The 26,359-nt window shown below is 57.9% G+C and carries 26 protein-coding genes; 21 read left to right on the plus strand and 5 right to left on the minus strand.

The features are described 5' to 3' along the window. Both ABVT35_RS19565 and ABVT35_RS19570 read right to left on the minus strand, forming a co-directional pair. Positions 1 to 852: an IclR family transcriptional regulator gene (locus ABVT35_RS19565; RefSeq protein ID WP_368468624.1), complete on the minus strand. Its 852-nt coding sequence runs from the start codon at positions 850 to 852 to the stop codon at positions 1 to 3. A 63-nt stretch (positions 853 to 915) separates the two neighbouring features. Then, positions 916 to 1,683, minus strand: coding sequence for a DNA-binding transcriptional regulator (locus ABVT35_RS19570; RefSeq protein WP_368468626.1), 768 nt, complete (start codon positions 1,681 to 1,683; stop codon positions 916 to 918). A 111-nt stretch (positions 1,684 to 1,794) separates the two neighbouring features. Between ABVT35_RS19570 and hpaD the strand changes: the two genes are divergently transcribed. Genes hpaD through ABVT35_RS19590 form a run of 4 tightly spaced genes read left to right on the plus strand, consistent with a single transcriptional unit; the run spans position 1,795 to position 5,090 of the window. After that, the gene (gene hpaD, locus ABVT35_RS19575; protein ID WP_368468628.1) at positions 1,795 to 2,802 is read left to right on the plus strand and encodes a 3,4-dihydroxyphenylacetate 2,3-dioxygenase; all 1,008 of its coding nucleotides are present in this window, start codon (positions 1,795 to 1,797) and stop codon (positions 2,800 to 2,802) included. A 6-nt stretch (positions 2,803 to 2,808) separates the two neighbouring features. After that, on the plus strand, positions 2,809 to 3,801 hold the full coding sequence (locus tag ABVT35_RS19580) for a fumarylacetoacetate hydrolase family protein (RefSeq protein ID WP_368468630.1): 993 nt from the start codon (positions 2,809 to 2,811) through the stop codon (positions 3,799 to 3,801). Next, entirely contained in the window at positions 3,801 to 4,184 is a 384-nt protein-coding gene (locus tag ABVT35_RS19585; protein ID WP_368468632.1) for a RidA family protein, read from the plus strand. The genes ABVT35_RS19580 and ABVT35_RS19585 overlap by 1 nt, the downstream gene beginning before the upstream one ends. A 3-nt stretch (positions 4,185 to 4,187) precedes the next feature. Then, complete coding sequence (locus ABVT35_RS19590) at positions 4,188 to 5,090, plus strand: DUF1932 domain-containing protein (RefSeq protein ID WP_368468634.1); 903 nt, start codon at positions 4,188 to 4,190, stop codon at positions 5,088 to 5,090. Between the two features lie 56 nt (positions 5,091 to 5,146). On the opposite strand, the gene ABVT35_RS19595 is transcribed toward ABVT35_RS19590, so the two are convergent. Beyond that, entirely contained in the window at positions 5,147 to 5,752 is a 606-nt protein-coding gene (locus ABVT35_RS19595; RefSeq protein WP_368468636.1) for a helix-turn-helix domain-containing protein, read from the minus strand. Positions 5,753 to 5,938: 186 nt separating this feature from the next. Between ABVT35_RS19595 and glyA the strand changes: the two genes are divergently transcribed. The 8 genes from glyA to ABVT35_RS19635 all read left to right on the plus strand — a co-directional run bounded on the left by glyA (position 5,939) and on the right by ABVT35_RS19635 (position 16,417). Further along, complete coding sequence (gene glyA / locus ABVT35_RS19600) at positions 5,939 to 7,192, plus strand: serine hydroxymethyltransferase (protein ID WP_368468638.1); 1,254 nt, start codon at positions 5,939 to 5,941, stop codon at positions 7,190 to 7,192. Between the two features lie 18 nt (positions 7,193 to 7,210). Further along, positions 7,211 to 8,605 carry a dihydrolipoyl dehydrogenase gene (gene lpdA / locus ABVT35_RS19605; protein ID WP_368468640.1) on the plus strand — a complete coding sequence of 465 codons (1,395 nt, stop codon included), beginning with the start codon at positions 7,211 to 7,213 and terminating at the stop codon, positions 8,603 to 8,605. Between the two features lie 105 nt (positions 8,606 to 8,710). After that, positions 8,711 to 10,081, plus strand: a complete 1,371-nt coding sequence (locus ABVT35_RS19610; protein ID WP_368468641.1) for an alanine/glycine:cation symporter family protein — start codon at positions 8,711 to 8,713, stop codon at positions 10,079 to 10,081. Positions 10,082 to 10,149: 68 nt separating this feature from the next. Continuing rightward, positions 10,150 to 10,563, plus strand: coding sequence for a universal stress protein (locus tag ABVT35_RS19615; protein WP_368468643.1), 414 nt, complete (start codon positions 10,150 to 10,152; stop codon positions 10,561 to 10,563). Positions 10,564 to 10,595: 32 nt separating this feature from the next. Then, on the plus strand, positions 10,596 to 11,693 hold the full coding sequence (gene gcvT, locus ABVT35_RS19620) for a glycine cleavage system aminomethyltransferase GcvT (RefSeq protein ID WP_368468645.1): 1,098 nt from the start codon (positions 10,596 to 10,598) through the stop codon (positions 11,691 to 11,693). Positions 11,694 to 11,709: 16 nt separating this feature from the next. Next, entirely contained in the window at positions 11,710 to 12,075 is a 366-nt protein-coding gene (gene gcvH, locus ABVT35_RS19625; RefSeq protein ID WP_368468647.1) for a glycine cleavage system protein GcvH, read from the plus strand. Between the two features lie 12 nt (positions 12,076 to 12,087). Then, on the plus strand, positions 12,088 to 14,940 hold the full coding sequence (gene gcvP / locus ABVT35_RS19630; protein WP_368468649.1) for an aminomethyl-transferring glycine dehydrogenase: 2,853 nt from the start codon (positions 12,088 to 12,090) through the stop codon (positions 14,938 to 14,940). A 64-nt stretch (positions 14,941 to 15,004) separates the two neighbouring features. Next, positions 15,005 to 16,417 carry an L-serine ammonia-lyase gene (locus ABVT35_RS19635; protein WP_368468650.1) on the plus strand — a complete coding sequence of 471 codons (1,413 nt, stop codon included), beginning with the start codon at positions 15,005 to 15,007 and terminating at the stop codon, positions 16,415 to 16,417. Positions 16,418 to 16,435: 18 nt separating this feature from the next. Here the strand turns inward: ABVT35_RS19635 and ABVT35_RS19640 are convergent, their stop codons facing one another. After that, a complete protein-coding gene (locus tag ABVT35_RS19640; protein ID WP_368468652.1) occupies positions 16,436 to 17,452 on the minus strand; it encodes a LacI family DNA-binding transcriptional regulator in 1,017 nt (338 codons plus the stop codon). 168 nt (positions 17,453 to 17,620) lie between these two features. Here ABVT35_RS19640 and ABVT35_RS19645 point away from each other — a divergent pair, with 168 nt between their 5' ends. The 9 genes from ABVT35_RS19645 to ABVT35_RS19685 all read left to right on the plus strand — a co-directional run bounded on the left by ABVT35_RS19645 (position 17,621) and on the right by ABVT35_RS19685 (position 25,498). Continuing rightward, positions 17,621 to 17,800 (plus strand): hypothetical protein, encoded by a 180-nt coding sequence (locus tag ABVT35_RS19645; protein WP_368468654.1) that lies wholly within the window; start codon positions 17,621 to 17,623, stop codon positions 17,798 to 17,800. Positions 17,801 to 17,824: 24 nt separating this feature from the next. Next, positions 17,825 to 18,964, plus strand: coding sequence for a TRAP transporter substrate-binding protein (locus ABVT35_RS19650; protein ID WP_368468656.1), 1,140 nt, complete (start codon positions 17,825 to 17,827; stop codon positions 18,962 to 18,964). 117 nt (positions 18,965 to 19,081) lie between these two features. Further along, positions 19,082 to 19,588 carry a TRAP transporter small permease gene (locus ABVT35_RS19655; RefSeq protein ID WP_368468658.1) on the plus strand — a complete coding sequence of 169 codons (507 nt, stop codon included), beginning with the start codon at positions 19,082 to 19,084 and terminating at the stop codon, positions 19,586 to 19,588. A 10-nt stretch (positions 19,589 to 19,598) separates the two neighbouring features. Next, on the plus strand, positions 19,599 to 20,927 hold the full coding sequence (locus ABVT35_RS19660; protein WP_368468659.1) for a TRAP transporter large permease: 1,329 nt from the start codon (positions 19,599 to 19,601) through the stop codon (positions 20,925 to 20,927). 9 nt (positions 20,928 to 20,936) lie between these two features. Beyond that, a complete protein-coding gene (gene hisD / locus ABVT35_RS19665; RefSeq protein ID WP_368468660.1) occupies positions 20,937 to 22,244 on the plus strand; it encodes a histidinol dehydrogenase in 1,308 nt (435 codons plus the stop codon). 10 nt (positions 22,245 to 22,254) lie between these two features. Next, positions 22,255 to 23,013 (plus strand): SDR family NAD(P)-dependent oxidoreductase, encoded by a 759-nt coding sequence (locus tag ABVT35_RS19670; protein WP_368468661.1) that lies wholly within the window; start codon positions 22,255 to 22,257, stop codon positions 23,011 to 23,013. Further along, complete coding sequence (locus tag ABVT35_RS19675; protein ID WP_368468662.1) at positions 23,010 to 24,005, plus strand: zinc-binding dehydrogenase; 996 nt, start codon at positions 23,010 to 23,012, stop codon at positions 24,003 to 24,005. The genes ABVT35_RS19670 and ABVT35_RS19675 overlap by 4 nt, the downstream gene beginning before the upstream one ends. Before the next feature lie 10 nt (positions 24,006 to 24,015). Continuing rightward, positions 24,016 to 24,306, plus strand: coding sequence for a UxaA family hydrolase (locus ABVT35_RS19680; protein ID WP_368468664.1), 291 nt, complete (start codon positions 24,016 to 24,018; stop codon positions 24,304 to 24,306). A gap of 10 nt (positions 24,307 to 24,316) precedes the next feature. Further along, positions 24,317 to 25,498 (plus strand): UxaA family hydrolase, encoded by a 1,182-nt coding sequence (locus tag ABVT35_RS19685; protein ID WP_368468665.1) that lies wholly within the window; start codon positions 24,317 to 24,319, stop codon positions 25,496 to 25,498. Between the two features lie 75 nt (positions 25,499 to 25,573). On the opposite strand, the gene ABVT35_RS19690 is transcribed toward ABVT35_RS19685, so the two are convergent. Beyond that, positions 25,574 to 26,356: a dimethylarginine dimethylaminohydrolase family protein gene (locus tag ABVT35_RS19690; protein ID WP_368468667.1), complete on the minus strand. Its 783-nt coding sequence runs from the start codon at positions 26,354 to 26,356 to the stop codon at positions 25,574 to 25,576. Positions 26,357 to 26,359: the final 3 nt, after the last annotated feature.

A 26,359-nucleotide genomic window follows, 5' to 3' on the forward strand; every position in this document is an offset into this window, starting at 1 on the left:
TCATCTGCCCCCGGACGCCTGATTGCTGATTTGACTGCCGTGCTCCATTTGCTGTTTTGCCGGACCAAATCCGTCCAGGTCAGCTTCGATCCTCGCAACAGTCTCCGTGAGATCGGCGAGATACTTTTCCGCAAATTCTGAAGCGGGCAGGAACTCCCTAGGCCACAACAGCGAAACACCTCCGCAGAGTTCCCCATCGCGCCGCAACGGCAGGGCGATTGCAGACAGTTTGTCATTCACCACGGTTTCGCCGACGTAATACGGATGGCGCACCCCGTAGCCGTTTTTTCGAGTCTGGGTCAGGTGTTCCTGCAGTTTCTTCCAGGTGATTCCGAAGCGCAGCGGACAAAATCTCGATCCCTTGGCCGGTTCCTTGAACAGCTTTCGAACCCGACCTTCATCCATCTGGCTGAGACATGCCAGTCCGGTCGCACAGCCGAAGATATTCAGCCTCCGGTCGACCTGCCCGAGATAGAGGCTGAACGGGCTGACGGCGCGTGTCGATTCAACAATGCGCATCCAGTGCTCTTCAAAAATGTGGATGTCCGAAGGCCAGCCGATCTTTTTGGTCAAAACCAGAGCGTGGGTGAGGCCGATGTCCGCCACCAGGGCCAGTCCGGGCGGTACGGGACTGATCGATATGTCCGGCAAGGTCACCGTCACCCGGTAAAGCTTGTCGGAGAGCGAACGGCGCACAAAGCGTCTCGATATCAGTGTCGCCAGCAACCGGCGCAAAGTCGATTTCGCGAGACCTGTCTCGCGATGGATTTCGCTCAGGGACATGGCACGATGCCGGGCCAGGGTTTCCAGGACGATCAGTCCCCGTTCAAGGGATCTGTTTTCTTTCAGCATGACATCAATTGTGCCACCAGATGGCACGGTGTCAATTTTCAATAAAAGCAGATCAGGGCTATATCAGTCGCCATCGGCGTCGCGATCCAATTGAGCGATTGCCGATGCGGCGGATTTGAGTTCATTTATAAGCTCGTTGCGGTTTGTCCGAGCGCTCCTGAAAAAGGTCAGGCCGATTGTTGAGATGACCTTGTTTTCCAACGGCACCGGAACCGCAATCGTCGTCGTTTGCGGATCGATCTCGTGATCCCGCACGGCATATCCAAGCCGCCTGACCCGATTGAGGATCGGGCGCATACGGGCCTCCAGATCTTTTACGCTCATGTGGCTGTGGCCGTTTTTCACGAGCAATGCCAGCAGCCGGCCCCGCTCTTCCTGCGGACAAAAAGCCAGATACGCGCGGCCATGCGCCCGTGTGAGCATATCGAGACGCTTTTGCAGCGTTGAATGCGCGTGCGACAGCGGGCTTTGCGGAATTGTGCTGAGCCGCACGACCATTGCATCTTCGTCGAGGGTCGCCAGCGCTGCCGGCCACAGGAGCCGGTCTGTCAGATCAGACAGGATTTTCCCCGCTCGTTCGTAAATGACGGGGAAGCCGTGAAACCCGGTGCTTAATTCGACGATCTTTTCTGTCAGCGTGTAGCCGACCCTGCGGCCGACATTCTTGACGTAGCCGAGATTTTCAAGCGTTTCCAGAATTCTTACCAGTGTAGGAGAGGGCAGTCCGGTGTCCAGATGCAGCATCTGAATTGTCGTAATCGGGCGTCTGTTGAGTTGATGAAGCACCTTCAGTGTCCGTTCAACCGACTTGATATTACTGAACGATGTCATCGCAATCCTGTGACAGCTAATTTCACATTGTGAAATTAGCTGTATTTGCGGCCAATTGGAACGGGCTTCTGTTCTATTGTCTCGGCAACATTGAAATTCATGGAGCAGCAGATGTCCGTGTTAACGCCGAACCCGTCCCCGCCTTTCAACACAACGCGTATAAGCCATGTTGTTCTGACCAGCAGGGACCTCGATAAGACCCGCTATTTTTACGAGACCGGCCTTGGTCTGGAGGTGACGCATCACGATGCGGACCGGTTGTGTTTGCGGGCGCTTGAAGAAACCAGCCATCATTCGCTTGTCTTTGAGAAAACAGACCGGGAGGGGCCGGGCCTTTGCCGCCGTATCGGCTACCGCGCCTACACGGATGATGATTTGAAGCGGGCGCATGAGCACTTCAATTCACGTGGTCAACAGGCCGAATTTGTTGAGCGGCCCCATCAGGGGCTGACATTGCAGCTTCACGACGGCGTTGGTGTTCCGATCGAGTTCTGCGCAACCATGGACCAGGACGAAGCGCGCATGCAGCGTTTCCACACGCATGCCGGCGGCAGGCTGGCGTTTTTCGATCACATCCAGATTGCCTGCCACGATGTATCCGCCGCCTATGAATGGTACAGCGATCTCGGCTTCCGCCTGACCGAATACACCGCCAAGGATGGTACCGAGGAAATGTGGGGTGTGTGGCTCAAGCGCAAGAACAACACGCAGGATGTCGTGTTCGGCAACGGGCCGGGGCCACGCCTGCATCATTTCGCCTACCACACGCCCGAAGTGGCCAATGTCATACACGCCGCCGATGTGATGGCTTCGCTCGGACTTGCGGACACCATGGACCGCGCGCCCGGCCGCCACGGCATCGGCAATGCGTTCTTTATCTACTTCCGGGACCCTGACGGACACCGCATAGAAATATTCACCAGCCACTACAACGTGATCGATGTCGATCATAAACCCAAGCGGTGGGACCTTAGCGATACACGCCGCTCTCAACTGTGGGGCTTTCCGGCACCGAAGAAGTGGTTCTTCGAGGCGAGCGAGTTCGAAGATGTGGAGGTGAAAAAGCCACTGATGGAAGCAACGCCCGTAACGCTTGAAGCGTTTCTCGAGAGCTGGTGATTGGTCATGAAGTTCGGAACGATTATTGAGAACGAAGAGCCCGTTGCGATTGTCAGGGGCAGCGACGGCAGGGCGCGGCGGCTGGCCGATGTTGCAGAAGTGGCAGGCCTTTCGCGCCTGGGCAATATGCTAGAACTGGTCACGCAGTACGGCAAAGTTCAGAACATATTGGGCGAACTGGCCTTTGCGGCCGATACGGTGGACGGCATTGCGCTGGATGGCGCTGATTGGGCACCACCACTGCCCAACCCGTCCAAAATCCTGGGCGTGGCGTTCAACAACAGGGAACTGATGAAAAAGGCGCACCGGGACCCCGGCGTTCCCAACTTCTTTTTGAAACCGCCATCTGCGCTGCAGGGTCACGGCAAGCCGATCATCGTCGACCCGGACTGGGGAGCTGTTATTCCAGAGCCCGAGATATGTGCCGTGATCGGAAAACGCGCCAAGCACATCACGGTGGAGGAGGCGCTCGATTATGTTTTTGGCTATCTCATCCACAACGACGTGACGTCGCACGGCCTGAAATTTCAAAAGGACAGTATCGCGGTCACCTACGACAAGGACATGGCGCGTCCGGAGTTCTATACTTGGCGCAACCTCAACGGCCCGGACGACACAGATGCTTTTTATGTCTACCACACGCGTTCAAAGGGCACCGACACTTTCGGTCCGATGGGGCCGTGGATCACAACGAAGGATGATGTGCCGGATCCGAATGACCTGACGGTTGTCGGCACGCTCGACGACGAGGTCTTCACGCGCGATCACACGGGCAATTATCGTTTTCGCGTCGAAGAATGCATCGCCGAGGCAAGTCGCTACTTCACTCTCGAGCCGGGCGATATGATATCGTTTGGAACCACGGGGAAGGGCGCCGGCCGCTTCAAGCGGGGGCACAAGAGCCTTTTGATCGGCGAGGAAACGGGTACGATCGGCATTGCCATCGAACCCCTGGGTACGTTGCGCAATCCGATCAAACACCAGAAAGGCGGTGCGTAGTGATCAATTCAGTCGACCCGCCGGATGTTCCGCGTCACCGGAACCCGATCCCGGCGGCCGCCATCCACCGTGGCATCCTTGCAAGCTCAGCGATATCCGGGTTGGATCCGTCAACCGGAACTTACCCTGGGGAAAAGGCCGTGCAGGTGGAAACTGCCTTCAGGAACATGCAGTCCATCCTCGAAGCGGCGGGTGCAAACTGGCAGGATGTCATCAAGATGGATCTGTATTTCCGCGACAAGGCGGACCGGAAACTGGTCAACCCGCACTGGCTTGAGATTTACCCGGACGAGTCCGCGCGGCCGGCCCGCCACGCGCATGTTGCGGATCTTCCCGATGGCTGCTGTCTGCAAATCACTTTCCTGGCGGTGATGGAGGACTAGATAATGTCGCAGGGTAAACGGCCGCAAATCGGCATCATCGGTGCCGGAGAGATGGGTGCCGCTGTCGGCGCTGCGCTGAATTCCACGGGGCTGACCGTCAGGACCGTGTTGAACGGGCGCAGTGAAGAAACCCGTCACCGTGCGCAAAATGCCGGTCTTGGTGCGGCGGAAAACCTGGAAACACTGGTCGGAGCATCGGACATTGTGTTTTCCATCCTGCCGCCGTCGCAGGCTGCATCAGCGGCGAGCGAAGTCGCACATATCGTAAAAACGCTCCGGCAACCACTGACCTTTGTCGAGGCCAATGCCGTGTCGCCGGCAACGGTGCTTTCGATATCGCAGTCCTTTGCGGGAACCGTTGTTCGGTTTGTCGACGGCGGGCTTGTCGGCGGGCCGCCGAGAGGGGATCGCCGCCCCCGGCTTTATGCTTCAGGCGATGATTGCGACCTGTTGAAATCACTGGACTCGGCGGCATTCGACCTCAGGCGTCTTGGCCCTGACGTCGGCAAGGCGTCAGGATTCAAGATGGCCTATGCCGCTTTGACCAAAGGCATGAATACGCTTTTGACCGCCGGCCTTCTGGCGGCGGAAGAGATGGGATTTCTCGATACGTATATTGCTGAACTGGAAAGCAGTCAGAACGCCGTACTCAAAAAGGCCGAGGCCAACATTCCACGACTGCCGGCGGATGCAGCACGCTGGATCCGGGAAATGGAAGAAATCCGCGATACTTTCCAGGGGCTCAGACTTCCGGGCGGTTTTCATCAGGGTGCTGCAGACATAATGCGGCTGCTCGCAAGTTCCCGCTACGGGCACGAAACCCGCCAAACGCGGGACACGACACGCTCGATGCGGCAAACCGTATCCGGCATTGCCGAAGACAGGCGCAGTAAAGAAGCGGACTGAAATCAAAGCCTGCCGGATCACCCCAAGGCGGCCATGATCGCACGGCGCGCGGGCCGTCAGAACTCCAGCGATACCCACAACACCTTTGCATCTTCCTTGCCGGTCGATACGCATCCGTGTCCCATGCCGGCATCATAATAGACCGAGTCTCCGGCTTTCATTTCCAGGGGCCTGTAGTGTTCCGTAAACAAGGTCAGTTCGCCACTGATCACATACATGAATTCTTCACCGCCGTGGCGGATCCAGGTTTCGAACTCGGAAATGTCCCTTGCCTTGATGGTGCTGATATAGGGCAGCATGCGTTTGCTGCTCAGTTCGGTGCAAAGGAGCTCGTGGCCGTAGGTCGGCGTTTCCTGCCGCTCTCCCATGCCGTCCAGCGTATAATCGCGTCGCCCCGATATGCCGCTTTGGCTGGATTGAACAAAAAGCTGCGGGGTTTCAAGACCCAGAACCTTTGTCAGGCGCCGGACCACGTCGAAACTGGGCTTTGTCTGGTCATTTTCTATCTTGGAAAGCGTTGAACGGCCGATCCCCGCTGCCTTGCCGGTTTCCTCCAGGGTCCAGCCCTTTTTTTTGCGTGCGTCATAAAACATTTTTCCAAGATTCGAAGTGTCGGGCGCCTCCAATCCTTCCGCGGCATCGGTTGGCAAAACGGGTTCCATGGTCTGATTCTCCAATTGTAGACATAACTTAGCTTGTGTTTCGATCAAGGTCAAAAGGCGCGGTTTTGCACATAATGTTTCTTAAGATGGAAAATGTTGCTTTTAGTGGAAAAATCTCTTATACGTGCGAAATATGCCCAAAACGAGATTCTGAACGAAACGGGAGGCATGGTTTTGGAGGAAAGTATGTTTCAGACGGATCTGTATTTTTCCGATCCTGTGGTGGCCCAGGCGATTGCAGCGGAGGGCACGCGTCAAGCCGATCAGATTGAACTCATCGCTTCTGAGAACATTGTCTCAAAGGCCGTGCTGCAGGCGCAGGGCTCGCTACTGACCAACAAATATGCCGAGGGCTATCCCGGCCGCCGCTACTATGGCGGCTGCGAGCACGTGGATGTTGTCGAATCCGAGGCGATCGATCGGCTGAAGACTTTGTTCGGGGCCGGATTTGCCAATGTGCAGCCTCACTCAGGCGCGCAAGCCAACGGAGCGGTGAAACTGGCGCTCCTGCAGCCGGGCGACACGATTCTGGGCATGTCCCTTGATGCGGGCGGTCACCTGACGCACGGCGCTAAACCGGCAATGTCCGGCAAGTGGTTCAATCCGGTTCAGTACGGCCTTGACAGCAATGGCCGCATCGATTTCGACCAGGTCGCCGCCATTGCGCGAGCCGAAAAACCTCAAATGATCATAGCCGGGGCCTCCGCCTATTCGCGTGTCATCGACTTTGCCCGCTTCCGGGAGATCGCCGATGACGTCGGCGCCTGGCTTCTGGTGGATATGGCGCATATTGCCGGGCTGGTGGCCGCCGGGCTTCATCCGTCGCCATTGCCGCACGCCCATGTGGTCACGTCAACCACCCACAAAACGCTGCGCGGACCGCGCGGCGGCTTCATTCTCACCAATGACGATGCAATCGCAAAAAAGATCAACTCCGCTGTATTTCCAGGCCTTCAGGGCGGACCGCTGATGCATGTGATCGCCGCCAAGGCCGTTGCGTTTGGTGAGGCGCTGAAACCGGAATTCAAAGCCTATGCGCAACGGGTTGTCGACAGCGCAAAGGCATTGTCGGACGTGATGATTGCCCGCGGTTGTGCAATCGTCTCCGGCGGCACCGACAATCACCTGATGCTGGTGGACCTTCGTCCCAAGGGCGTGAAGGGCAATGCCGCCGAGGCTGCGCTGGAGCGTGCCGGCATCACCTGTAACAAGAACGGCGTGCCGGACGATCCGGAAAAACCGGCCGTTACCAGCGGCATTCGCCTCGGTACCGCCGCCGGCTGCAGCCGCGGGTTCGGCCCGGAAGAGTTCAGCAGGATCGGACACCTGATCAGCGACGTTCTCGACGGGCTTGCGGCCAAACCCGAAGGCGACCGCGAGGTCGAGGCCAGAACAAGCGCCCAGGTTAAAAAACTGTGCGCCCAATATCCCATCTACTGACGGCAAAGGTCATCCGACATGCAAACTTATGATCTCGTGGTCATTGGCGGCGGTCCCGGCGGTTATGTCGCCGCCATTCGCGCCGCTCAGCTCGGCATGAGCGTTGCCTGCGTCGAGGGGCGCGGCTCTCTGGGCGGGACATGCCTGAATGTGGGCTGCATTCCATCGAAGACGCTTTTGACGTCCTCGGCCAAATATGCCGAGCTGTCGCACCTCACCGCGCATGGTATTTCAATTGAGGGCGCGCAGCTTAACCTTCCCGCCATGATGGCCCGCAAGGACAAGATTGTTGGCGACCTGACCAAGGGCATTGCCTTTCTTTTCAAGAAAAACGGAATTGATCTGGTCGAAGGATGGGCGTCGATCCCGGCGCCGGGCCGTGTCGATGTTTCGGATAAAGGCGGCAGCCGCACACTTGGCGCAAAAAACATCCTGATCGCCACCGGATCGGAACCAACGCCGCTGCCAGGTCTCGAAATCGACGGAACCGACATTCTCAATTCGACAGATGCCCTGGCTCTCGACAGTGTTCCCGAACGGCTCGTTGTCGTTGGGGCTGGTGTCATCGGACTTGAGCTGGGCCAGGTGTGGTCGCGGCTCGGGGCCAATGTGACTGTGGTCGAATATCTCGATCGCATTCTGCCGGGCACGGATGGCGAGATCGCCAAGCTGGCGCAGCGGGCGCTGAGCAAACGCGGGCTGCAATTTCAGCTTGGCCGCAAGGTGCTGGGCGTCGAAAAAGGTCCTGATGGCCTGACGCTCACCCTGGAGCGTCTCGGCAGGGACATCCACGAAGCGCTGGACGCCGACAAGGTGCTTGTGGCCGTCGGGCGCCGCCCAGTGACCCGGGGGCTGGGGCTTGATGCACTTGGTGTGGCCCTGGACGATCGCGGCTTTGTAACGGTTGACAGCGCCTACCTGACCTCGGTGCCCGGAATTTATGCCATTGGCGACTGTGTTCCCGGCCCGATGCTGGCTCACAAGGCTGAAGAAGATGGTGTTGCCTGCGTTGAAGCACTGGCCGGCGGGCAGGGCCACGCAGATTACACGACGGTGCCGAGTGTGGTTTACACCGACCCGGAGGTTGCGTCGGTCGGTCAGACCGAAGAGGCGCTGAAAGAAGCGGGCGTGGCCTATATCTCGGGAAAATTCACCTTCATGGCAAATTCGCGCGCCCGTTCCACCGGAGAAACGGATGGCGCGGTAAAGGTTCTGGCAACACAGGACGGCGCTCTTTTGGGCGCCCATATTGTCGGTGCCCATGGCGGCGATCTGATTGCCGAGCTGGTTCTGGCCATGACCAAGGGGGTGTCCATCAAGGAAGTTGCCGGCGCGTGCCACGCCCATCCGGCCATGGGGGAGGCGGTGAAGGAAGCCTGCCTCGATGCGCTTGGCCGTGCAATTCACGCGTGAGGATCGCAACTCTAAATCCTGAAAGATTTTCCATCGCCCCTTGGCCAGCCAAACAGCCGGCACAGGCCCAAGGGGTAAACAGCGGAGCGCAACGGGAGGCAAACCATGGAAGCGTTATCCAACTTAGTAGGGCAGATTAACTCGATTGTCTGGGGACCGGTCATGCTGGTTCTTATTCTGGGGGTCGGATTTTTCCTCCAGGCCGGGCTGAAATTCATGCCGATCTTGAAGCTCGGCACAGGTTTCAGCCTGTTGTGGAAAGGCCGTGAAGGCCACGGTGCGGGTCAGATCAGCCCCTTCAACGCGCTCATGACATCGCTTTCTGCAACGATCGGAACCGGTAATATTGCCGGTGTCGCCACAGCCGTCTTCCTTGGCGGGCCGGGCGCATTGTTCTGGATGTGGATGACGGCGCTGGTCGGCATGGCAACCAAATATGCCGAGGCCGTGTGCGCGGTGAAATACCGTGAGCAGGATGAGCTTGGAAACTATGTCGGCGGCCCGATGTACTACATCAAGAACGGCCTTTCATCGAAGTGGTATTGGCTAGCACCGGCCTTTGCGCTTTTCGGCGCGATTGCCGCTTTTGGCATCGGCAATGGCGTGCAGGCCAATGGTGTTGCGCATGTGATCAACGAAAACTTCGGCGTACCTGCTGAAGCCACAGCCATTGTGCTGATGGTTCTGACGGCCGGTGTTATCCTTGGCGGCATCACCCGTATCGGCGCGGTTGCAGGCAAGCTCGTTCCGTTCATGGCCGTTGCCTACATCGTTGCCGGTCTTCTTGTGCTGCTGGTCAATATCGGTTCGATCGGCACCGCGATCGAGCTGGTATTTACACATGCATTTACCCCGTCAGCCGCCGAAGGCGGATTCGCCGGCGCCGCTGTCTGGGCAGCCATTCGTTTTGGTGTCGCGCGCGGTGTGTTTTCTAACGAGGCGGGTCTCGGCTCGGCCCCGATCGCGCACGCAGCGGCAGAAACCGCCGGTCCCGTGAACCAGGGCCTTATCGCCATGCTCGGCACGTTCATCGACACCATCATCGTGTGTTCGATCACCGGACTTGCCATCATCGCTTCGGGAGCCTGGGTTTCCGGTGAATCCGGCGCGGCGCTGACTTCGCTCGCATTCGAAACATCTTTGCCGGGTATCGGCGGCTATCTGATCGCCATTGCGCTTTCGATCTTCGCTTTCACCACCATTCTCGGATGGAGTTTCTACGGCGAAAAATGCGTCGAGTTTTTCCTCGGCACGAAATCGCTGCTTCCGTACCGCATCTTGTGGGTGGTTGCGATCTATTTCGGTGCGACGGCCGATCTGGGTTTCATCTGGCTGCTGGCCGATACGCTGAATGCCATGATGGCTATTCCGAACCTGATTGCGCTGGCTCTGCTCAGCCCCATTATCTTCAAGCTGACGCGTGAATTCTTCGCATCGGGCGGCAAGACGGAAACAGAGAGCGCCGCGGCCGAATAATCCAGCATTACCGAATGACCCGGCTGCCGGCCGGGTCATCTCTTCCCCTCAATGAAAGGAGAGGACAGATGGCGACCAAAATCTTGCTACCAATCGATCATACGGATGAAAATTCCTGGAAGAAGGCACTGCCGGTTGCCCTTGAACAGGCAAAGTTCTACGGCGCAGAACTGGAAGTGGTTTCGGTCATTCCGGAAATTATCCGGCTCCCGAACCTGCCGGCAAATTACGGAGCGGGTGCAAAGGACCATGTTGAAGGCGTTGTGCGCCAGATCCTGGATCAGGCAGGTGCGAAACAGGTTTCTGCGCATATCGAGCAGGGCAGCGTCTATCGTGAAATTCTCAAACTCGCGCATCAGGGCGGATTTGATATGATCGTCATGGCTTCTGCCGAAGGCGATTTTCCGAATTTCGAGATCGGCCCGAATCTTGCTCGTGTCGTGCGCAATGCGCATTGTACTGTCATGGTCATTCGCGGCTGATCCCCTAGAATATTCATAGAAGGTGAAGGCTCATGTCTGAAATGTCGAAACGAACTCCGCTCTACGACCTGCACGTCGAACTCGGCGGCAAAATGGTTGATTTCGCCGGATGGGAAATGCCGGTGCAATATCCCATGGGTATCATGGGTGAGCACAATCAGTGCCGCACCAAGGCAGCTCTTTTTGATGTCAGCCATATGGGTCAGGTCATCCTGCGGGGCGAAAACGCAGCACTGAAACTTGAAGCGCTCGTGCCCTCGGCCCTCACGACTTTGCCGGAAGGCAAGGCGCGTTACACCTTCTTTACCAATGAGGACGGCGGCATCATGGACGATCTGATCGTCTCCAATGCGGGCGATTACCTGTTTGCCGTCGTCAACGCCTCGATGCGCCATCAGGACATTCCGCATATGGCGGACAATCTCGATGGCGTCGAGGTGACAGAGATATTCGACCGTGCGCTGGTTGCCGTTCAGGGCCCAAAGGCCGAAGACGTAGTCGGCGAGCTTTGTCCCGTGGCGCGAGACCTCAAATTCATGGAAACCGTCGTGGCCGATATCATGGGCGCCGAATGCCGCGTCTCTCGCCTCGGATATACGGGCGAGGACGGCTTTGAGATTTCCATCCCCGAAGACCGAGCCATCGAGATATCAAAGGTGTTTCTTGCCCATGACGATTGCGAGCCGGCGGGCCTTGGCGCACGTGACAGCCTTCGCCTGGAGGCGGGTCTTTGCCTCTACGGCAACGATATCGACAATGATACGTCGCCCATCGAAGCCTCGCTGACCTGGGCGATACAAAAGCGTCGGCGCGAGGAGGGCGGTTTCCCCGGGGCTGCACGCATTCAAAGGGAAATCGCCGAAGGCGCCGCCCGCAAGCTCGTGGGCATCAAACCCGATGGCCGAATCCCGGCGCGACACGGCGTCGAGATCCAGAGCCTTGATGGCGACACGATCGGCACAGTTACCTCAGGCGGCTTCGGCCCGACCGTCGGCGGTCCGGTTGCCATGGGTTATGTGAGCGCGGGTCACACCAGCCCCGGCGAAAAAGTCAATTTAATCATTCGAGGCAAGGTACAACCGGCAAGTGTTGTCGCACTGCCCTTCGTACAGCAGAACTACAAACGCTAGGTTCGGAGACGAGACCATGACCACCTACTATTCAGAAGACCACGAATGGATAACCGTCGAGGGGGATATCGCCACCATCGGTATTACCGCGCATGCGGCGGAGCAACTCGGGGAGATCGTCTTTGTTGAACAAAAGGACGCCGGCGATGCGTTCGAAAAAGGTGACGAGATCGGCGTGATCGAATCCGTGAAGGCGGCATCGGAGATCTTCGCGCCGGTCAATGGCGAGGTGGTCGAAGCCAATGCACTTTTGGCCGACACTCCGAGCGCGCTGAACGACACGCCGGAGAGCGATGCGTGGATCTACAAGGTGAAACTGTCTGATGCCGGCCAGCTCGAGGAGCTCATGGATCTGGACGCCTATAAGGCACTGATTGGCTAAGAGGATACCGCAATGGCCTTCGAACTGACCGACTACGAAGCCTATGATTTTGCCAATCGCCGGCACATCGGCCCGTCTCCCGAGGAGATGGCCGATATGCTGCAGGTGCTTGGATTTGAATCACTGGATGCACTTATCGATGCGACTGTGCCCCCGGCCATCCGCCAGGAAAAAGCACTGGACTGGGGTCCTGCCATGACGGAGCGCGATGCGCTCTTCCACATGAAGCAGGTGGCCGGCAAGAACAAAATGCTGACTTCGCTGATCGGTCAGGGATATTACGGAACCACAACGCCGGCACCGATCCTGCGCAACATTCTAGAAAATCCGGCATGGTATACGGCTTATACGCCCTATCAGCCGGAGATTTCACAGGGACGGCTAGAGGCGCTGCTTAACTTCCAGACCATGGTCAGCGATCTGACCGGCCTGGACATCGCCAACGCCTCGCTGCTTGATGAATCGACTGCCGCCGCCGAGGCGATGACGATGGCAAAGAGGTCGTCAAAGTCGAAAGCCACGTCATTCTTCGTTGACGAAAACTGCCATCCTCAAAATATTGCGGTGATCCAGACGCGTGCGGAACCTCTGGATATCGACGTGATCGTCGGCAATCCCGAAGATGTTGATCCGGAAAGTGTTTTCGGCGCCATTTTTCAGTATCCGGGGACCTATGGTCACGTGCGTGACTTCACGCAAACGATCGCCGCCCTGCATGAGCACAAGGCGCTGGCAATTGTCGCGGCAGATCCGCTGTCGCTCGTATTGCTGAAGTCCCCTGGAGAAATGGGTGCCGATATTGCCGTCGGTTCGACTCAGCGCTTCGGCGTGCCGATGGGCTATGGTGGACCGCACGCGGCCTACATGGCCAGCAAGGATGCCTACAAGCGGGCTATGCCGGGCCGCATTATCGGCGTGTCGATCGACAGCCGCGGTAACCAGGCCTATCGATTGGCGCTGCAGACCCGCGAACAGCACATCCGCCGCGAAAAGGCCAATTCGAACGTATGTACCGCACAGGCGCTGCTTGCGGTAATTGCATCAATGTATGCGGTTTACCATGGTCCGGACGGTCTGAAGGCGATCGCCCAATCCGTGCACCGCAAAACGTCGCGTCTTGCCAAGGGGCTTGAAAGCCTCGGGTTCGACGTGCAGCCGGAAGTGTTCTTCGACACGATCACGGTCGAGGTCGGGCCGCTGCAGGGTGTGGTCATGAATGCCGCGGTCGAACACGGCATCAATCTGCGCAAGATCGGTTCGACCCGTGTCGGTATCAGCCTTGACGAGCAGACACGCCCGGAAACCATCGAAGCCGTCTGGGCCGCATTCGGCGGTGATATGAAAGACGACAGCGAGGCCAACCGGGAATACCGTCTGCCGCAGCACGCGCTGCGCGACAGCGAATATCTTACCCACCCGATATTCCACCTCAACAGGGCGGAAGCCGAGATCACCCGCTATATGCGGCGGCTGGCCGACCGCGATCTGGCGCTGGACCGGGCAATGATCCCGCTCGGCAGTTGCACGATGAAGCTCAATGCTGCCGTTGAGATGATCCCCGTCACGTGGCCCGAATTCGGCAATATGCATCCGTTCGTGCCGCAGGATCAGGCAGCCGGCTATCTCGAGATGATTGCGGATCTGAACGACAAGCTTTGCCAGATAACCGGATATGATGCGATCAGCCAGCAGCCGAACTCGGGTGCACAGGGCGAATATGCGGGCCTTTTGACCATTCGCAACTACCACATCGCCCGTGGTGAAGGTTTACGCAATGTGTGCCTCATTCCGACGTCCGCACACGGAACCAATCCGGCATCCGCCCAGATGGCCGGCTGGAAGGTCGTTCCAGTGAAGGCCGACGAAAAAGGCAATATCGATCTTGCTGATTTCCGTGAGAAGGCCGAGCTTCACAGCGAAGCACTGGCGGCCTGCATGATCACCTATCCCTCGACCCACGGCGTTTTCGAAGAAACCGTGCAGGAGGTCTGCCGGATCACCCATGATCACGGCGGTCAGGTCTATATCGATGGCGCCAATATGAATGCCATGGTGGGGCTTTCCCGCCCTGGCGACATCGGCGGCGATGTGAGCCACCTCAACTTGCACAAAACCTTCTGTATCCCGCATGGCGGGGGCGGTCCCGGCATGGGGCCCATTGGCGTCAAGGCGCATCTGGCGCAGTATCTGCCCGGCCATCCGGAGTATGAATCAGCCGTAGGACCCGTTTCGGCGGCGCCCTTCGGCTCGCCGAGCATCCTGCCGGTAAGCTGGGCCTATGTGCTGCTTATGGGCGGCGCAGGGCTCACCCAGGCAACCAGGGTTGCCATCCTGAACGCCAATTATATTGCTGCCCGCCTGAAGGACGACTATGGCATTTTATACACATCCGACAATGGCCGTGTGGCACATGAATGCATCCTCGACACCCGCCCGCTCGCGGAAAGCGCGCATGTGAGCGTGGACGATATTGCCAAGCGGCTGATCGACAGCGGATTCCATGCACCGACGATGAGCTGGCCGGTCGCGGGCACGCTGATGGTGGAGCCGACTGAATCCGAGCCAAAGGCGGAACTCGACCGTTTTGTCGATGCCATGCTGTCGATCAGGCAGGAGGCAAGGGATATCGAGGAGGGCAGGAGCGATGCGGAAAACAATCCGCTCAAGAATGCCCCGCACACGCTGGCCGACCTGGTTGGTGAGTGGGACCGTCCCTATTCACGACAGCAGGCCTGTTATCCGGCAGGTTCCTTCGGCGTCGATAAATACCTGGCGCCGGTTAACCGCGTGGACAATGCCTATGGCGACCGCAACCTCGTGTGCACCTGCCCGCCGATGGAGGCCTATGAAGAGGCTGAAGGCTGACCATGGAACAACAGCATCGTCCCGCTTGAGCGGGGCGTTGCGCTCCTGAAGGGGACGGATGCCGATGTTTTTGAGCGTCTTCGATATTTTCAAGATCGGTATCGGTCCTTCTTCGTCCCACACGATGGGGCCGATGACGGCTGCGGTCGCGTTCTTGCGCACCCTTCGCCAGATGGGTGAGCAGCAACTGGAACTGAACGAAATTGACCAGATCGAAGTGACGCTCTACGGCTCGCTCGCCTTTACCGGCAAGGGACATGCGACCGACAGAGCCGTGATCCTCGGGCTGATGGGATTTGAACCCCACAACCTCGATTTGTCGCATGCCGAGAAATGTCTCGCCGATCTGAATGTACTGAAACGCATCACACCACCGGGCCTGCCGGAAATCGCATTCGACCCCGACGTCAATGTGATCTTCGACTACGGTCCGCCGCTGGATTTGCATTCTAATGGTATGAAGCTCTGCGTCGTTGGCGCGCGCGCGGTGATATTCGAGGAAACCTATTATTCGATCGGCGGAGGCTTTGTGATGACCGAAGCCGAACTCGTCGCCTCGGAGAGGGAAGGGGACATTGATCTGCACCGCGAGCAGGAAATTGTGGGCTATCCCTATCCATTCGGCTCTGCGGCCGAAATGCTTGAGATGGGCAAGGCCGCGGGTCTGACCATTGCTGAAATGAAGCGCGCCAACGAAGCGGCCGTTCTCGGTGAAGAGAGTTTGACCAGGAGGCTCGACGATGTCTGGCAGGTCATGAACGCATGCATCGAACGGGGCCTTGAAAAGGACGGCGAACTGCCCGGCGGATTGCAGGTCAAGAGACGCGCGCGGGCAATCCATCAGCGGCTATTGTCATCGACCGGTTCCAATACGCAGCAACCGCACGTCGCCAATGACTGGCTGTCGGTCTACGCCATGGCGGTCAACGAAGAAAATGCCGCCGGCGGCCGGGTCGTCACATCGCCGACAAATGGCGCGGCGGGCGTGGTGCCGGCTGTCATCCGTTACTATGTCGACCATTGCGTCGGCGCCACGCGTGACGGTGTCGATACCATTTTGCTGACGGCTGCAGCGGTCGGCGGATTGATCAAGCACAATGCCTCCATTTCAGGCGCGGAGTGCGGTTGCCAGGCGGAAGTCGGGTCCGCCTCGGCAATGGCGGCAGCCGGTTTATGCGCGGCACTGGGCGGCAGCAATGAGCAGATCGAGAATGCGGCGGAAATAGCATTGGAGCATCATCTCGGCATGACCTGTGATCCGGTCAAGGGCCTCGTTCAGGTTCCCTGCATCGAGCGCAACGGGCTCGGCGCGATCAAAGCGGTTTCGGCGGCCTCCCTGGCGCTGCATGGCGACGGAAGCCACTTCATGCCGCTGGACAATTGCATCGAAACCATGCGCCAGACGGGCGCCGACATGCGTGAGAAATACAAGGAAACGTCCCTCGGCGGGCTGGCGGTCAACCTGCCGGAGTGCTGACCTCATCTCGCTCTAGGCTTATTTCCGCGGCGCAGTGAGCGACTGCCGTTGTATGATCTGGGTTTCGAATTTTCTGCTTCTGGTTTTCTGCTCTTTGAGCGCTGCGAACAACGCGTTTGCAGCGGAAGTGCCCATTCTGCGATGGGGGACGTGAACGGTGGTGAGCCCCGGCTCGACGACCGTTGACAATTCGATATCGTCAAAACCGGTAATGGAGATTTCTTCCGGTATATTGATACCCAATGATTTGGCTCGGATTATCGCGCCGACTGCCAGAACGTCGTTGCCGCAGATAATGGCCGTCGGGCGATGTTCGTTGTTGGCAATTTTTTCAAATGCGTTGCCGGCCGCGTCGAAGCTGTATTCGCTCTCGACCACAAGGAAACTCTCCTGCGGGATGTTGCTGTCGCTCAGCGCCTGGCGAACACCGGCCAGCCGGTCGAACGCCCTGTCATTGCCTTCCGTAACCCCGGCGATCATTGCAACGCGCCGATGACCATAGTCGATGACGAGTTTGGCCATGTCGTATGACGCCTGAAAATTGTTGAACCCGACATAGGTATGCGGGGCTTTGTCACGATAGTTCCACGCCAGGACATATGGGATGTGCCGTTTTTCGAGATATTCGTAGATTTCCTTGTCGCGGTCGTCGCCGATAAGCAGCAGACCATCGACGCCACGGGCAATCAGCGATCTGATCTGTTTTTCTTCCATACCTTTCTTGTAGGATGAACTGGCGACCAGCAAATTTGCGCCCTGCTTGCTGATTTCCTCCTGGAAAGCCTGCAGTCCCTTGGCGAAAATCGCGTTGTCCATGGTGGGAATGACGGCGCCGATCGTATTGGTGCGTCGCGCCGCCATCGCCTGAGCGCCGAAATTCGGAGTGTATCCCAGCTCGCTGACGACTTCCATGACCCGCTCACGGGTGGAACTCCTCACAGTGTCGGGCCGGCTGAGACATCGCGAGACGGTGGCCGTGGAGACATTGGCTTGCCGCGCTACGTCCTCTAGGGTCGGAAGCTGCAGTTTTTCCAAACGAATCTCCAAAGTCGTTAACCGGTCAATTATCACAACCAAAATAATCGCCAACCCGGTTGCGGTGCAAGCCTTTACAAAATGTCAATGTAAGGGCTTGCATTTCAAAATGTAAGCCCTTACATTGCGCCCTGTTCTCATCGGACTGACGGACCAGGGAGGGAGTCAATGCTCATCGTTACCGGCGCATTCTTTGCGGTTTTCTTTGCAAACGTCGTGGCTGGGGCGGTTCTGGGAACGTCATTTCTGAACGATATCAGCGAGATGCTTTTCCTGCTCGCTGCGTCCATATCCTTTGTCGTGGCTATCCTTACCAGGGAGCAGCAGGAGCAAAACAAAACACACTGAATTTCCAGGGAGGAGATCACTCACATGATGGACAATCCGAAATCGGCCGAGCGCCGGAATTTTTTCAAACTGGCCGGCGCCGGCGCATTTACCGCCGCAATGGTTGCCGGCGCCGCAGGTACACTTTGGTCGTCTGAAGCAGTTGCCCAGACAGCCAAGGAAGAAAAGGAACGCGAAGCGGCCGCCGATCACACAATGACGATCGCGACGGCCTATGTTCTTGGCGCATCGCGCAGTTATCCGATCCTTCAGCTCGATTTGAAGGAGAACATACAGAATGCGACGAACGGCAAGGTCTATGTGAAACTTGCACCAGGAGGGCAACTCGGTGCCGGCGGTGCTCTGGCTCAGAAAGTGCAGGGCGGAACCATCCAGGCAGCACAGCATTCGCTGTCGAACTTCGCACCCTTTGCGCCAACCGTCGACCTCATAAACATGCCTTACTTCTGCGGGTCCAATCAGCGTTTTGTGAATCTCGTCAATTCCGATGCCTGGCAAAAGGACGTACATCCCAAGGTCGAGGCGAAGGGCTTCAAGGCACTGTTCTACGTGGTGATTGATCCTCGCGTCGTTGCGGTGCGCAAGGGCGGCGCCGGCGCCGTTTATACGCCTGCTGACCTTTCAGGCGTGAAATTCCGGGTGCCGGGCTCGAAGATGCTGCAACAGTACTACCGGATGGTCGGGGCAAATCCGACGCCTGTCGCCTGGGGCGAGACCCCGTCGGCCATCAAGCAGGGTGTTGCGGACGCGCTCGATCCGTCCGTCGGAGCGCTCTACGTCTTCGGCTTCAAGGACATTTTGAGCCACGTCACATTTACGCAGGCGGTTCCCGACAGCCAGGTCTACTCCTGTAATCTCGAGTGGTTCAACTCCCTGCCGGCGGATGTGAAGGAAGGCATTGAATTTGCCTCCGAGATCACTGCACAGCAGAATCTTGCCAAGGTTCCGGCGGCACGCAACTACGCCATGGCGGAATTGAGAAAATCCGGGGTCGAGTTCCATTCGCTTTCCGACGATCAGCTCGGCGAATGGAAAGCAGCCGGCGGTTATCAGAATTCGCAGTGGGACAGTTTCAAGACCGAACTGGCCGGATCCATGGATGCCTTCGCCGCACTCGAAGCGGCGGCTGGCACCCAGAGCCGCTACTACGTACACGACGCCTGATTTGGCTTCTTTCAGCCGGCGCCTCCGTGAGGCGCCGGCGGATTTCACAATAGACTGGCTACACTTCGGTCCGGCTGCCGAAACGGGAATTCATTGCTCCGGCAAGGGATGCAGGAAATGTTCAACACACTCAATCAGAACGCGGAACGGTGGGCGCTTCTTGTCTTTTACGTGATGCTCGTTCTGACCATGGCGGTGGAGGTGGTCCGGCGCGAGGTCTTTGCATTCTCATCGATATGGGGCGAGGAGATCGTGCGTTACTCCTTCATCTATCTCGCGTGGATCGGTGCGGCCTCGGCGGTGCGCGAGCGGGCGCATATCCGTATCGACGTCATTCTCCACTATCTCGGAAACCGGTCCAAGGCGCTGATTTACATATTCGGCGACCTCATCATGTTTCTCGTCGCGCTGATCGCTCTCTACTGGTCGTTCGAAACGGTCGCGGTTTCCTGGAAATTCGGCTCGGTCAGTCACGGCCTGCGTATTTCCATGGTGTGGTTTCTCATGGCTGTCCCGATCGGATTTTCGCTGATGATCCTGCGGCTGATCCAGTCTTTCATCCACGACATTCGCGCCTTGCGAACCGGTGAGCCGGTTTTCGAAGGCAACAAGATGTTCGATTGAGGGCGCTGCCATGTTGTGGAACCAGCAATTGAACACCGTCGAACTTGGATGGGATTTTTATCTTCCGGTTCTGATCTTTGTGCTGTTTTGCTCGCTGGCCGTTCCCGTATGGGCGGCCATCGGATCGGCGGCAATTCTCATGCTCATCATGTCCGGAGCGCTGCCGCTTTCGCTGCTTGGCGAGTCGCTGTTCGACGGCATCGATGCCTTTGCCCTGACTGCGATCCCGCTTTTCATTCTCACCGGAGACGTTCTGGTGCGCACGGGACTGAGCCGCAAGTTTCTGGATGTTGCAGAGGCACTGACCTGCTGGACGAAGGGCGGATTCGGCTCGGCAACGGTTCTTGTCTGCGGCATGTTCGCGGCCATTTCCGGTTCTGACGCGGCGGGCGCTGCCGCTGTCGGCCGCATGACGATCGACCGTCTGGTGGAAAGCGGATATCCGCGGCCCTATGCCTGTGCGCTCGTCGCCGCGGGCGCCTGTACCGGCATCCTCATTCCGCCGTCGATTGCCTATATCATCATCGGCCTTGTGCTGGGTATATCCGCTTCGACATTGTTTTTGGCGGCGCTCATTCCGGGTCTGGCGATCCTTGTTTCGATATTGGTGACCAATGTCGTTGTTAATCGCATCTACGCCTATGAGGGCGGGGATCCGATGACGTTTGGCGAGTGGTCCGGCAATCTGCTGCGAACGCTGAAATCCGGTTGGTACGCGTTTCTGGTGCCCGGGATCATATTCTACGGCATTTTTTCCGGGCGGCTGACGCCGACGGAGGCCGGAGCAACCGCGGTTATTGTCACCATTATCATGGGCTTTGTCCTGGGTACGCTGAAACTCTCCGATTTTCCGGCCATGCTGATCGGCTCAGCCAAGGTGAACGGCGTCATCCTGCCGATTATCGCGTTCTCTCTGCCGCTGGCCCAGGCGCTTGCCATCATGGGCGTTCCGCAAGGGTTCGTTGCTGCGGCGACCGGTGTCACTGACGATCCGGCGATGCTGATCGTGATGATGATCCTGATCCTGATCGCAGCGGGCTGCGTGATGGAAACCACACCCAATATTGTTATCCTCGCCCCCATATTGAAACCGCTTGCCGACAATATCGGCATGAACGAAATTCAGTTCTGCATCATGATGATCACCGCCCTTGGTGTCGGGTTCATCACCCCGCCGCTCGGCCTCAACCTGTTCGTGGTTTCGGGGCTGACAGGGGAGTCGATTCTCAAGATCGCGGCACGGGCCGTTCCATTCGTTTTCTTCATGCTGATCGTGGTGTTGCTCATTGCCTATATTCCGGCGATCTCCACGACATTGCTTCCAGACATCTACAAATAGGATTATCCGATGCCACGAGAGTATTTGAAAAAGGCGCCTTTGACCTCAGCGAGTGATGCTGCGGATGTTCAGGCCACCGTGCAGGAAATCCTCAGCGCCATTGAAGCCGGTGGCGATGAAAAGGCACTGGAATATGCGGCCAAATTCGACAAATACGACGGCAATGTCGTTCTCAGTCGTACGGAAATCGATGCCGCATCTGCTCTGGTGCCGGAGAAACTGAAACAGGACATCCGGTTTGCCCATGACAATGTCCGCCGGTTTGCTGAGGCGCAAAAGGAAACGCTGAAAGATATTGAGGTCGAGATCGTTCCCGGACTGATCGCCGGACAAAAGAGCATCCCTTGTAATGCGGCGGGATGTTATGTGCCCGGCGGCCGTTACAGCCACATTGCATCTGCAATCATGACAGTGACGACGGCCAAAGTGGCCGGCTGCCAGCACATCGTTGCCTGTTCGCCGCCGCGCGCCGATATCGGAATTGCGCCGGCGATTATCTATACGGCTGATCTGTGTGGTGCCGACACCATCATGGCCATGGGCGGTGTGCAGGGCGTTGCCGCAATGACCTTCGGACTGTTCGGTCTGCCAAAGGCCGACATTCTCGTCGGGCCGGGCAACCAGTTTGTTGCGGAAGCCAAGCGGATCCTCTTCGGCCGTGTCGGCATCGACATGTTTGCAGGTCCAACCGACAGCCTGATTATTGCCGACAGATCAGCCGACGCTTCGATCGTGGCGGCTGATCTCGTCGGACAGGCCGAACACGGCTACAATTCTCCGGTCTGGCTGGTGACGGATGACCGTGAACTCGGCGAAAAGGTCATGGAACTGGTGCCTGGTCTGATTGCGGATTTGCCAGAAACCAACCGCAAGAACGCCGAAGCGGCCTGGCGCGACTATGCCGAGGTTATCCTCTGCGCCGATCGCAAAGAGATGGCGGAAACGGCTGATGAATATGCACCCGAACACCTGACGGTGCAGGCCGAGGATCTGCCCTGGTGGCTCGATACGCTTCAGTGCTACGGCTCGCTGTTCCTTGGCGAGGAAACGACAGTCGCATTTGGAGACAAGGCGTCCGGAACCAACCATGTGCTGCCGACGTCGGGAGCGGCCAGCTATACGGGCGGCCTGTCGGTCCACAAATATATGAAGATCGTAACCTGGCAGCGGGCGACGCGCGAAGGAGCAAAACCGGTTGCCGAGGCTACGGCACGGATTTCCCGGCTGGAGGGCATGGAAGGCCATGCGCGGACCGCTGACATACGCCTGCGGAAATATTTCCCGGACGAGACGTTCGATCTTTCGGCACACGGGTGAAGCAATGCCGATGGATGCCCGAAAACTCTTTGACCTGAGCGGGAAAGTTGCCTGCGTTACAGGGGCAAGCTCCGGACTTGGACGTCGGACCGCCGACACGCTGGCGAACGCCGGCGCACGGGTCGTCGGCGTCGCGCGCCGAGCCGACCAGTTGGAGGAATGGCAAATGGGCTCCGCAGGTGAGACGGCAACCGTTTGCTTCGATCTTGCCGAACGCGATAGGCTTGATGCATTGGCGAATGCGGTGATCGGCAAATTCGGTGCGCCTGACATTGTGGTCCATGCAGCCGGTGTCAATACACGCCAGAGCGCTGACGAAGTCACTCCCGAAGGCTGGAACCTGACCATGGACCTCAATCTGGCTGTTCCGTTTTTTCTTAGCCAGGCTTTTGTGCCCGCGATGAAAGAAAAAGGCTGGGGCCGGATCGTCAATTTTGCCTCTTTGCAGACGACACGGGCCTTTCCCGGCGGTCTTTCCTATGGCGCTTCAAAAGCCGGAATCGGACAGTTGACCAGGGCGATGGCCGAATGCTGGTCCCGCTTCGGGATCAACGTCAATGCGATCGGGCCCGGCTTTTTCAGGACGGAGCTTACGGCTGCCGTATTCGACGATCCGGAAAGGGCCGAACGCAATGCCATGCAGACATGCATCGGTCGCAATGGTGAATTGGAGGATCTCGACGGTCCCATGCTTTTTTTGTGTTCGCACGCCTCTGCATTCGTGACCGGTCAGGTGCTGATGGTGGATGGGGGATTCACCGCAAAATGAAGGCACTTGTATATCAGGGAGAAAAGCGTCTCGACTACCAGGAGGTACCGCAACCTCAAGCGAAAGACGATGAAGTTGTCGTGGCGGTTGAGAGCGTCGGCATCTGCGGATCGGACATGCACGCGTTTCTGGGGCATGACGAACGGCGAACCCCGCCTTTGATCCTGGGCCATGAAGCTGCAGGGACCGTGACGACCGGTGATCTTGCCGGCAAACGGGTTACCGTAAATCCGCTGGTGGCTTGCAGCACATGCGCGGCCTGTATGTCGGGACGCGAGAATATATGTCCCGATCGGCAGATCATTTCGATGCAGCCGCGTGAAGGCGCATTTGCCGAGTTGGTTGCCGTACCGCCTTCAAATCTTTTCGAAATCCCCGATGAAATCCCGTTTGACGCGGCAGCTCTTGCAGAACCGTTCGCGTGCGGCTGGCATGCCGTCCGGCTGGCGCGGCGGGCTCTGTTCACCCCGCTCGAAGAGGCCACAATCCTGGTGATTGGCGGCGGTGCGATCGGCGTCGGGGCTGCTCTCAGCCTTCTGACCGCCAATGCCGGAAACATACTGATTTCAGAACCAAACGCTGCAAAGCGGGATTTTCTCGGCCGTAATCTCAACCTCAGGGCCGTCGATCCGAAGGATATCAAGGAAGGCAGCCAATTCGATCTGATCGTCGATGCGGTAGGGTTTGCAGCGACGCGATCGCTGGCCGTTGCGCTCGCGCGTCCCGGTGGCGTGATCGTTCATATCGGCCTTGGCGAAGGCACCGGCAGTCTCGATTGCCGGCGTATGACGCTGCAGGAAATCACGTTTATCGGCACCTACACCTACACAAATGAAGACTTTCGCGCGACGGCGCAGGCAATCTGCGACGGGCGCATGGGCGCACTCGACTGGGTCGAACAGCGGCCGCTCAGCCATGGGCAATCGGCCTTTGAAGACATTCTTGCCGGCCGGGTGGAAGCGCCAAAGATCATCCTCAAGCCCTATGAGTAAGGAGAACCAAATGTCCGAAATTCCCCACCTTTTGGTGCACGATCATACCGACAATGTCGGCGTGGTCGTGATCGAAGGCCTTACGGCCGATACCGACATGCTGTGCTGCGTGACGCGGGACAACACGACGTTCCGCCTGACCGCAAATGCGGATGTCCCGATCGGCCACAAGATCGCGCTCAAGGATCTGAGAGAAGGGGATGCCGCCGTCAAATATGGCGAGGACATCGGCAAGATCATCTCCGATGTGGCCAAGGGCGATCATCTTCACACCCACAATTGCAAGACAAAACGCTGGTAGGACCGCCTCAATGACCGAAACCTATGCCAACACCACAATTCAGGGCTATCGCAGGGACAATGGACGCGTCGGCGTGCGCAATCATGTTGTCATTCTGCCGCTCGACGACATTTCCAATGCGGCCAGCGAGGCCGTTGCCAACAATATCAAGGGCACGCTTGCGATACCGCACGCCTATGGCCGGCTTCAGTTCGGCGAGGATCTTGAACTGCACTTTCGCACCTTGATCGGTACGGGAAGCAACCCGAATGTCGCCGCCTGTGTGGTGATCGGCATCGAACCTTCCTGGACCAAACGGGTCGTCGACGGAATCGCCGAAACCGGCAAGCCGGTCGTCGGGTTTTCTATCGAGCAAAATGGTGATCTCAAAACCATCATGGATGCCTCGCGGGCGGCCAAGGACATGGTGCACTATGCAAGCGAGCTTCAGCGCGAAGCGTGCTCCCTGTCCGAGCTGTGGATTTCGACCAAATGCGGCGAAAGCGACACGACAACCGGCCTTGGCTCATGCCCGACGGTCGGCAACATGTATGACAAGCTGCTTCCTGAGGGAATCTACGGCTGTTTCGGAGAGACGTCCGAGATAACAGGCGCCGAACATATCTGCCAGAAACGGGCGATCAACACGGATGTCGGCGAGCGCTGGTACAAGATGTGGAAGGCCTATCAGGACGAAGTGATCTTCGCACACCAGACCGATGACCTTTCCGACAGCCAGCCGACAAAGGGCAATATCGAGGGTGGGCTGACAACCATCGAAGAAAAAGCCCTCGGCAATCTTGAGAAAATCGGCCGGACCTCGCAGTTCATCGACATTCTGGAGCCGGCCGAGCAGCCGAAATCCGGCAAAGGGCTCTATTTCATGGACAGTTCCTCGGCCGCGGCCGAATGCGTGACGCTGATGGCGGCCGGCGGCTACGTGGTTCACACCTTTCCGACGGGGCAGGGCAATGTAATCGGAAATCCCATCGTCCCGGTTATTAAAATCACCGCCAATCCGCGCACCGTCCGCACGATGAGTGAACATGTCGATGTGGATGTGTCGGGCATACTGCGCCGGGAAATGACGGTGGATGAGGCGGGCGATCTGCTGATTGACATGGTATGCCGCACGGCGAATGGCCGAAACACGGCAGCGGAAGCTCTCGGACATCGCGAATTTTCAATGACCAAACTCTATCGAAGTGCATGATCGAGCATCGGGGACGGTTTGCGCAACAAGCCGTCCCCATTGTCTAGAGTTATTCCAAATAAGTCCGCGCTCTTTCTAGAACCGCAGAGACAGGCAGGACATACCGCCATCGAGCTTTGCGCATTCGGTGTTGTTGATCTCCACCAGCTCAAAACCGGCGTTGGACAACATTTCGGCAGTGCGCGGAAATCCGGCCGGCATGATCACCAACTGGTTGAACCGTATTGAATTGGCCGCCGCCTCTTCGCCTTCGGTCGTGTTCAACACCCGGTAGCCTTCGAAGCATCCCGAGGCCTCAAGACGTCTGGTCGAAAGTACAGTTTCGGCGTCGAGAAGCGAGCAGTCGGTCTTGAAATGAAGCACGCCTTCGGGAGTAAACACTTCGCGCAGTTTGTATCCCCAGTCGGAAACGACCGCGGCAAGTTCCGCCACACCGGCGGCATCCGTCCGTTCCGAGCGGCCAACCAATATCTCGTGACCGGTCACCAGAATATCGCCGCCGTCGATGAAACCGGGTCCATCGATTTTGCGGATGTCTTCAAAACAATCGCGCAAAACCGGTTCCATATGGTCCACCTCGCCAGCGCGCGAAGCCGCGCCCGGGCGCATCAGAACCGCCCCTTGCGGAAGGCAAAGCGCCGTGTCCTCGACAAAGACCGCATCAGGAAATTCGTTGAGTGGGGGCAATTCGACCACTTCTGCTCCGGTGCTCTTCAGCGCTGCGACATATGCCGCATGATCCCGCAGCATCTGGTCAAGATCGGGGGTTCCGATATCCCTGGCACGCAGTCCGCTTACGATACTGGCAGCGGGTCGGCGGGTAATCGCACGGGTGAAATTGTAGCTATGATCGGTCACGGG

It is taken from the genome of Hoeflea sp. TYP-13, assembly GCF_040932035.1.
GTDB lineage: Bacteria > Pseudomonadota > Alphaproteobacteria > Rhizobiales > Rhizobiaceae > Hoeflea_A.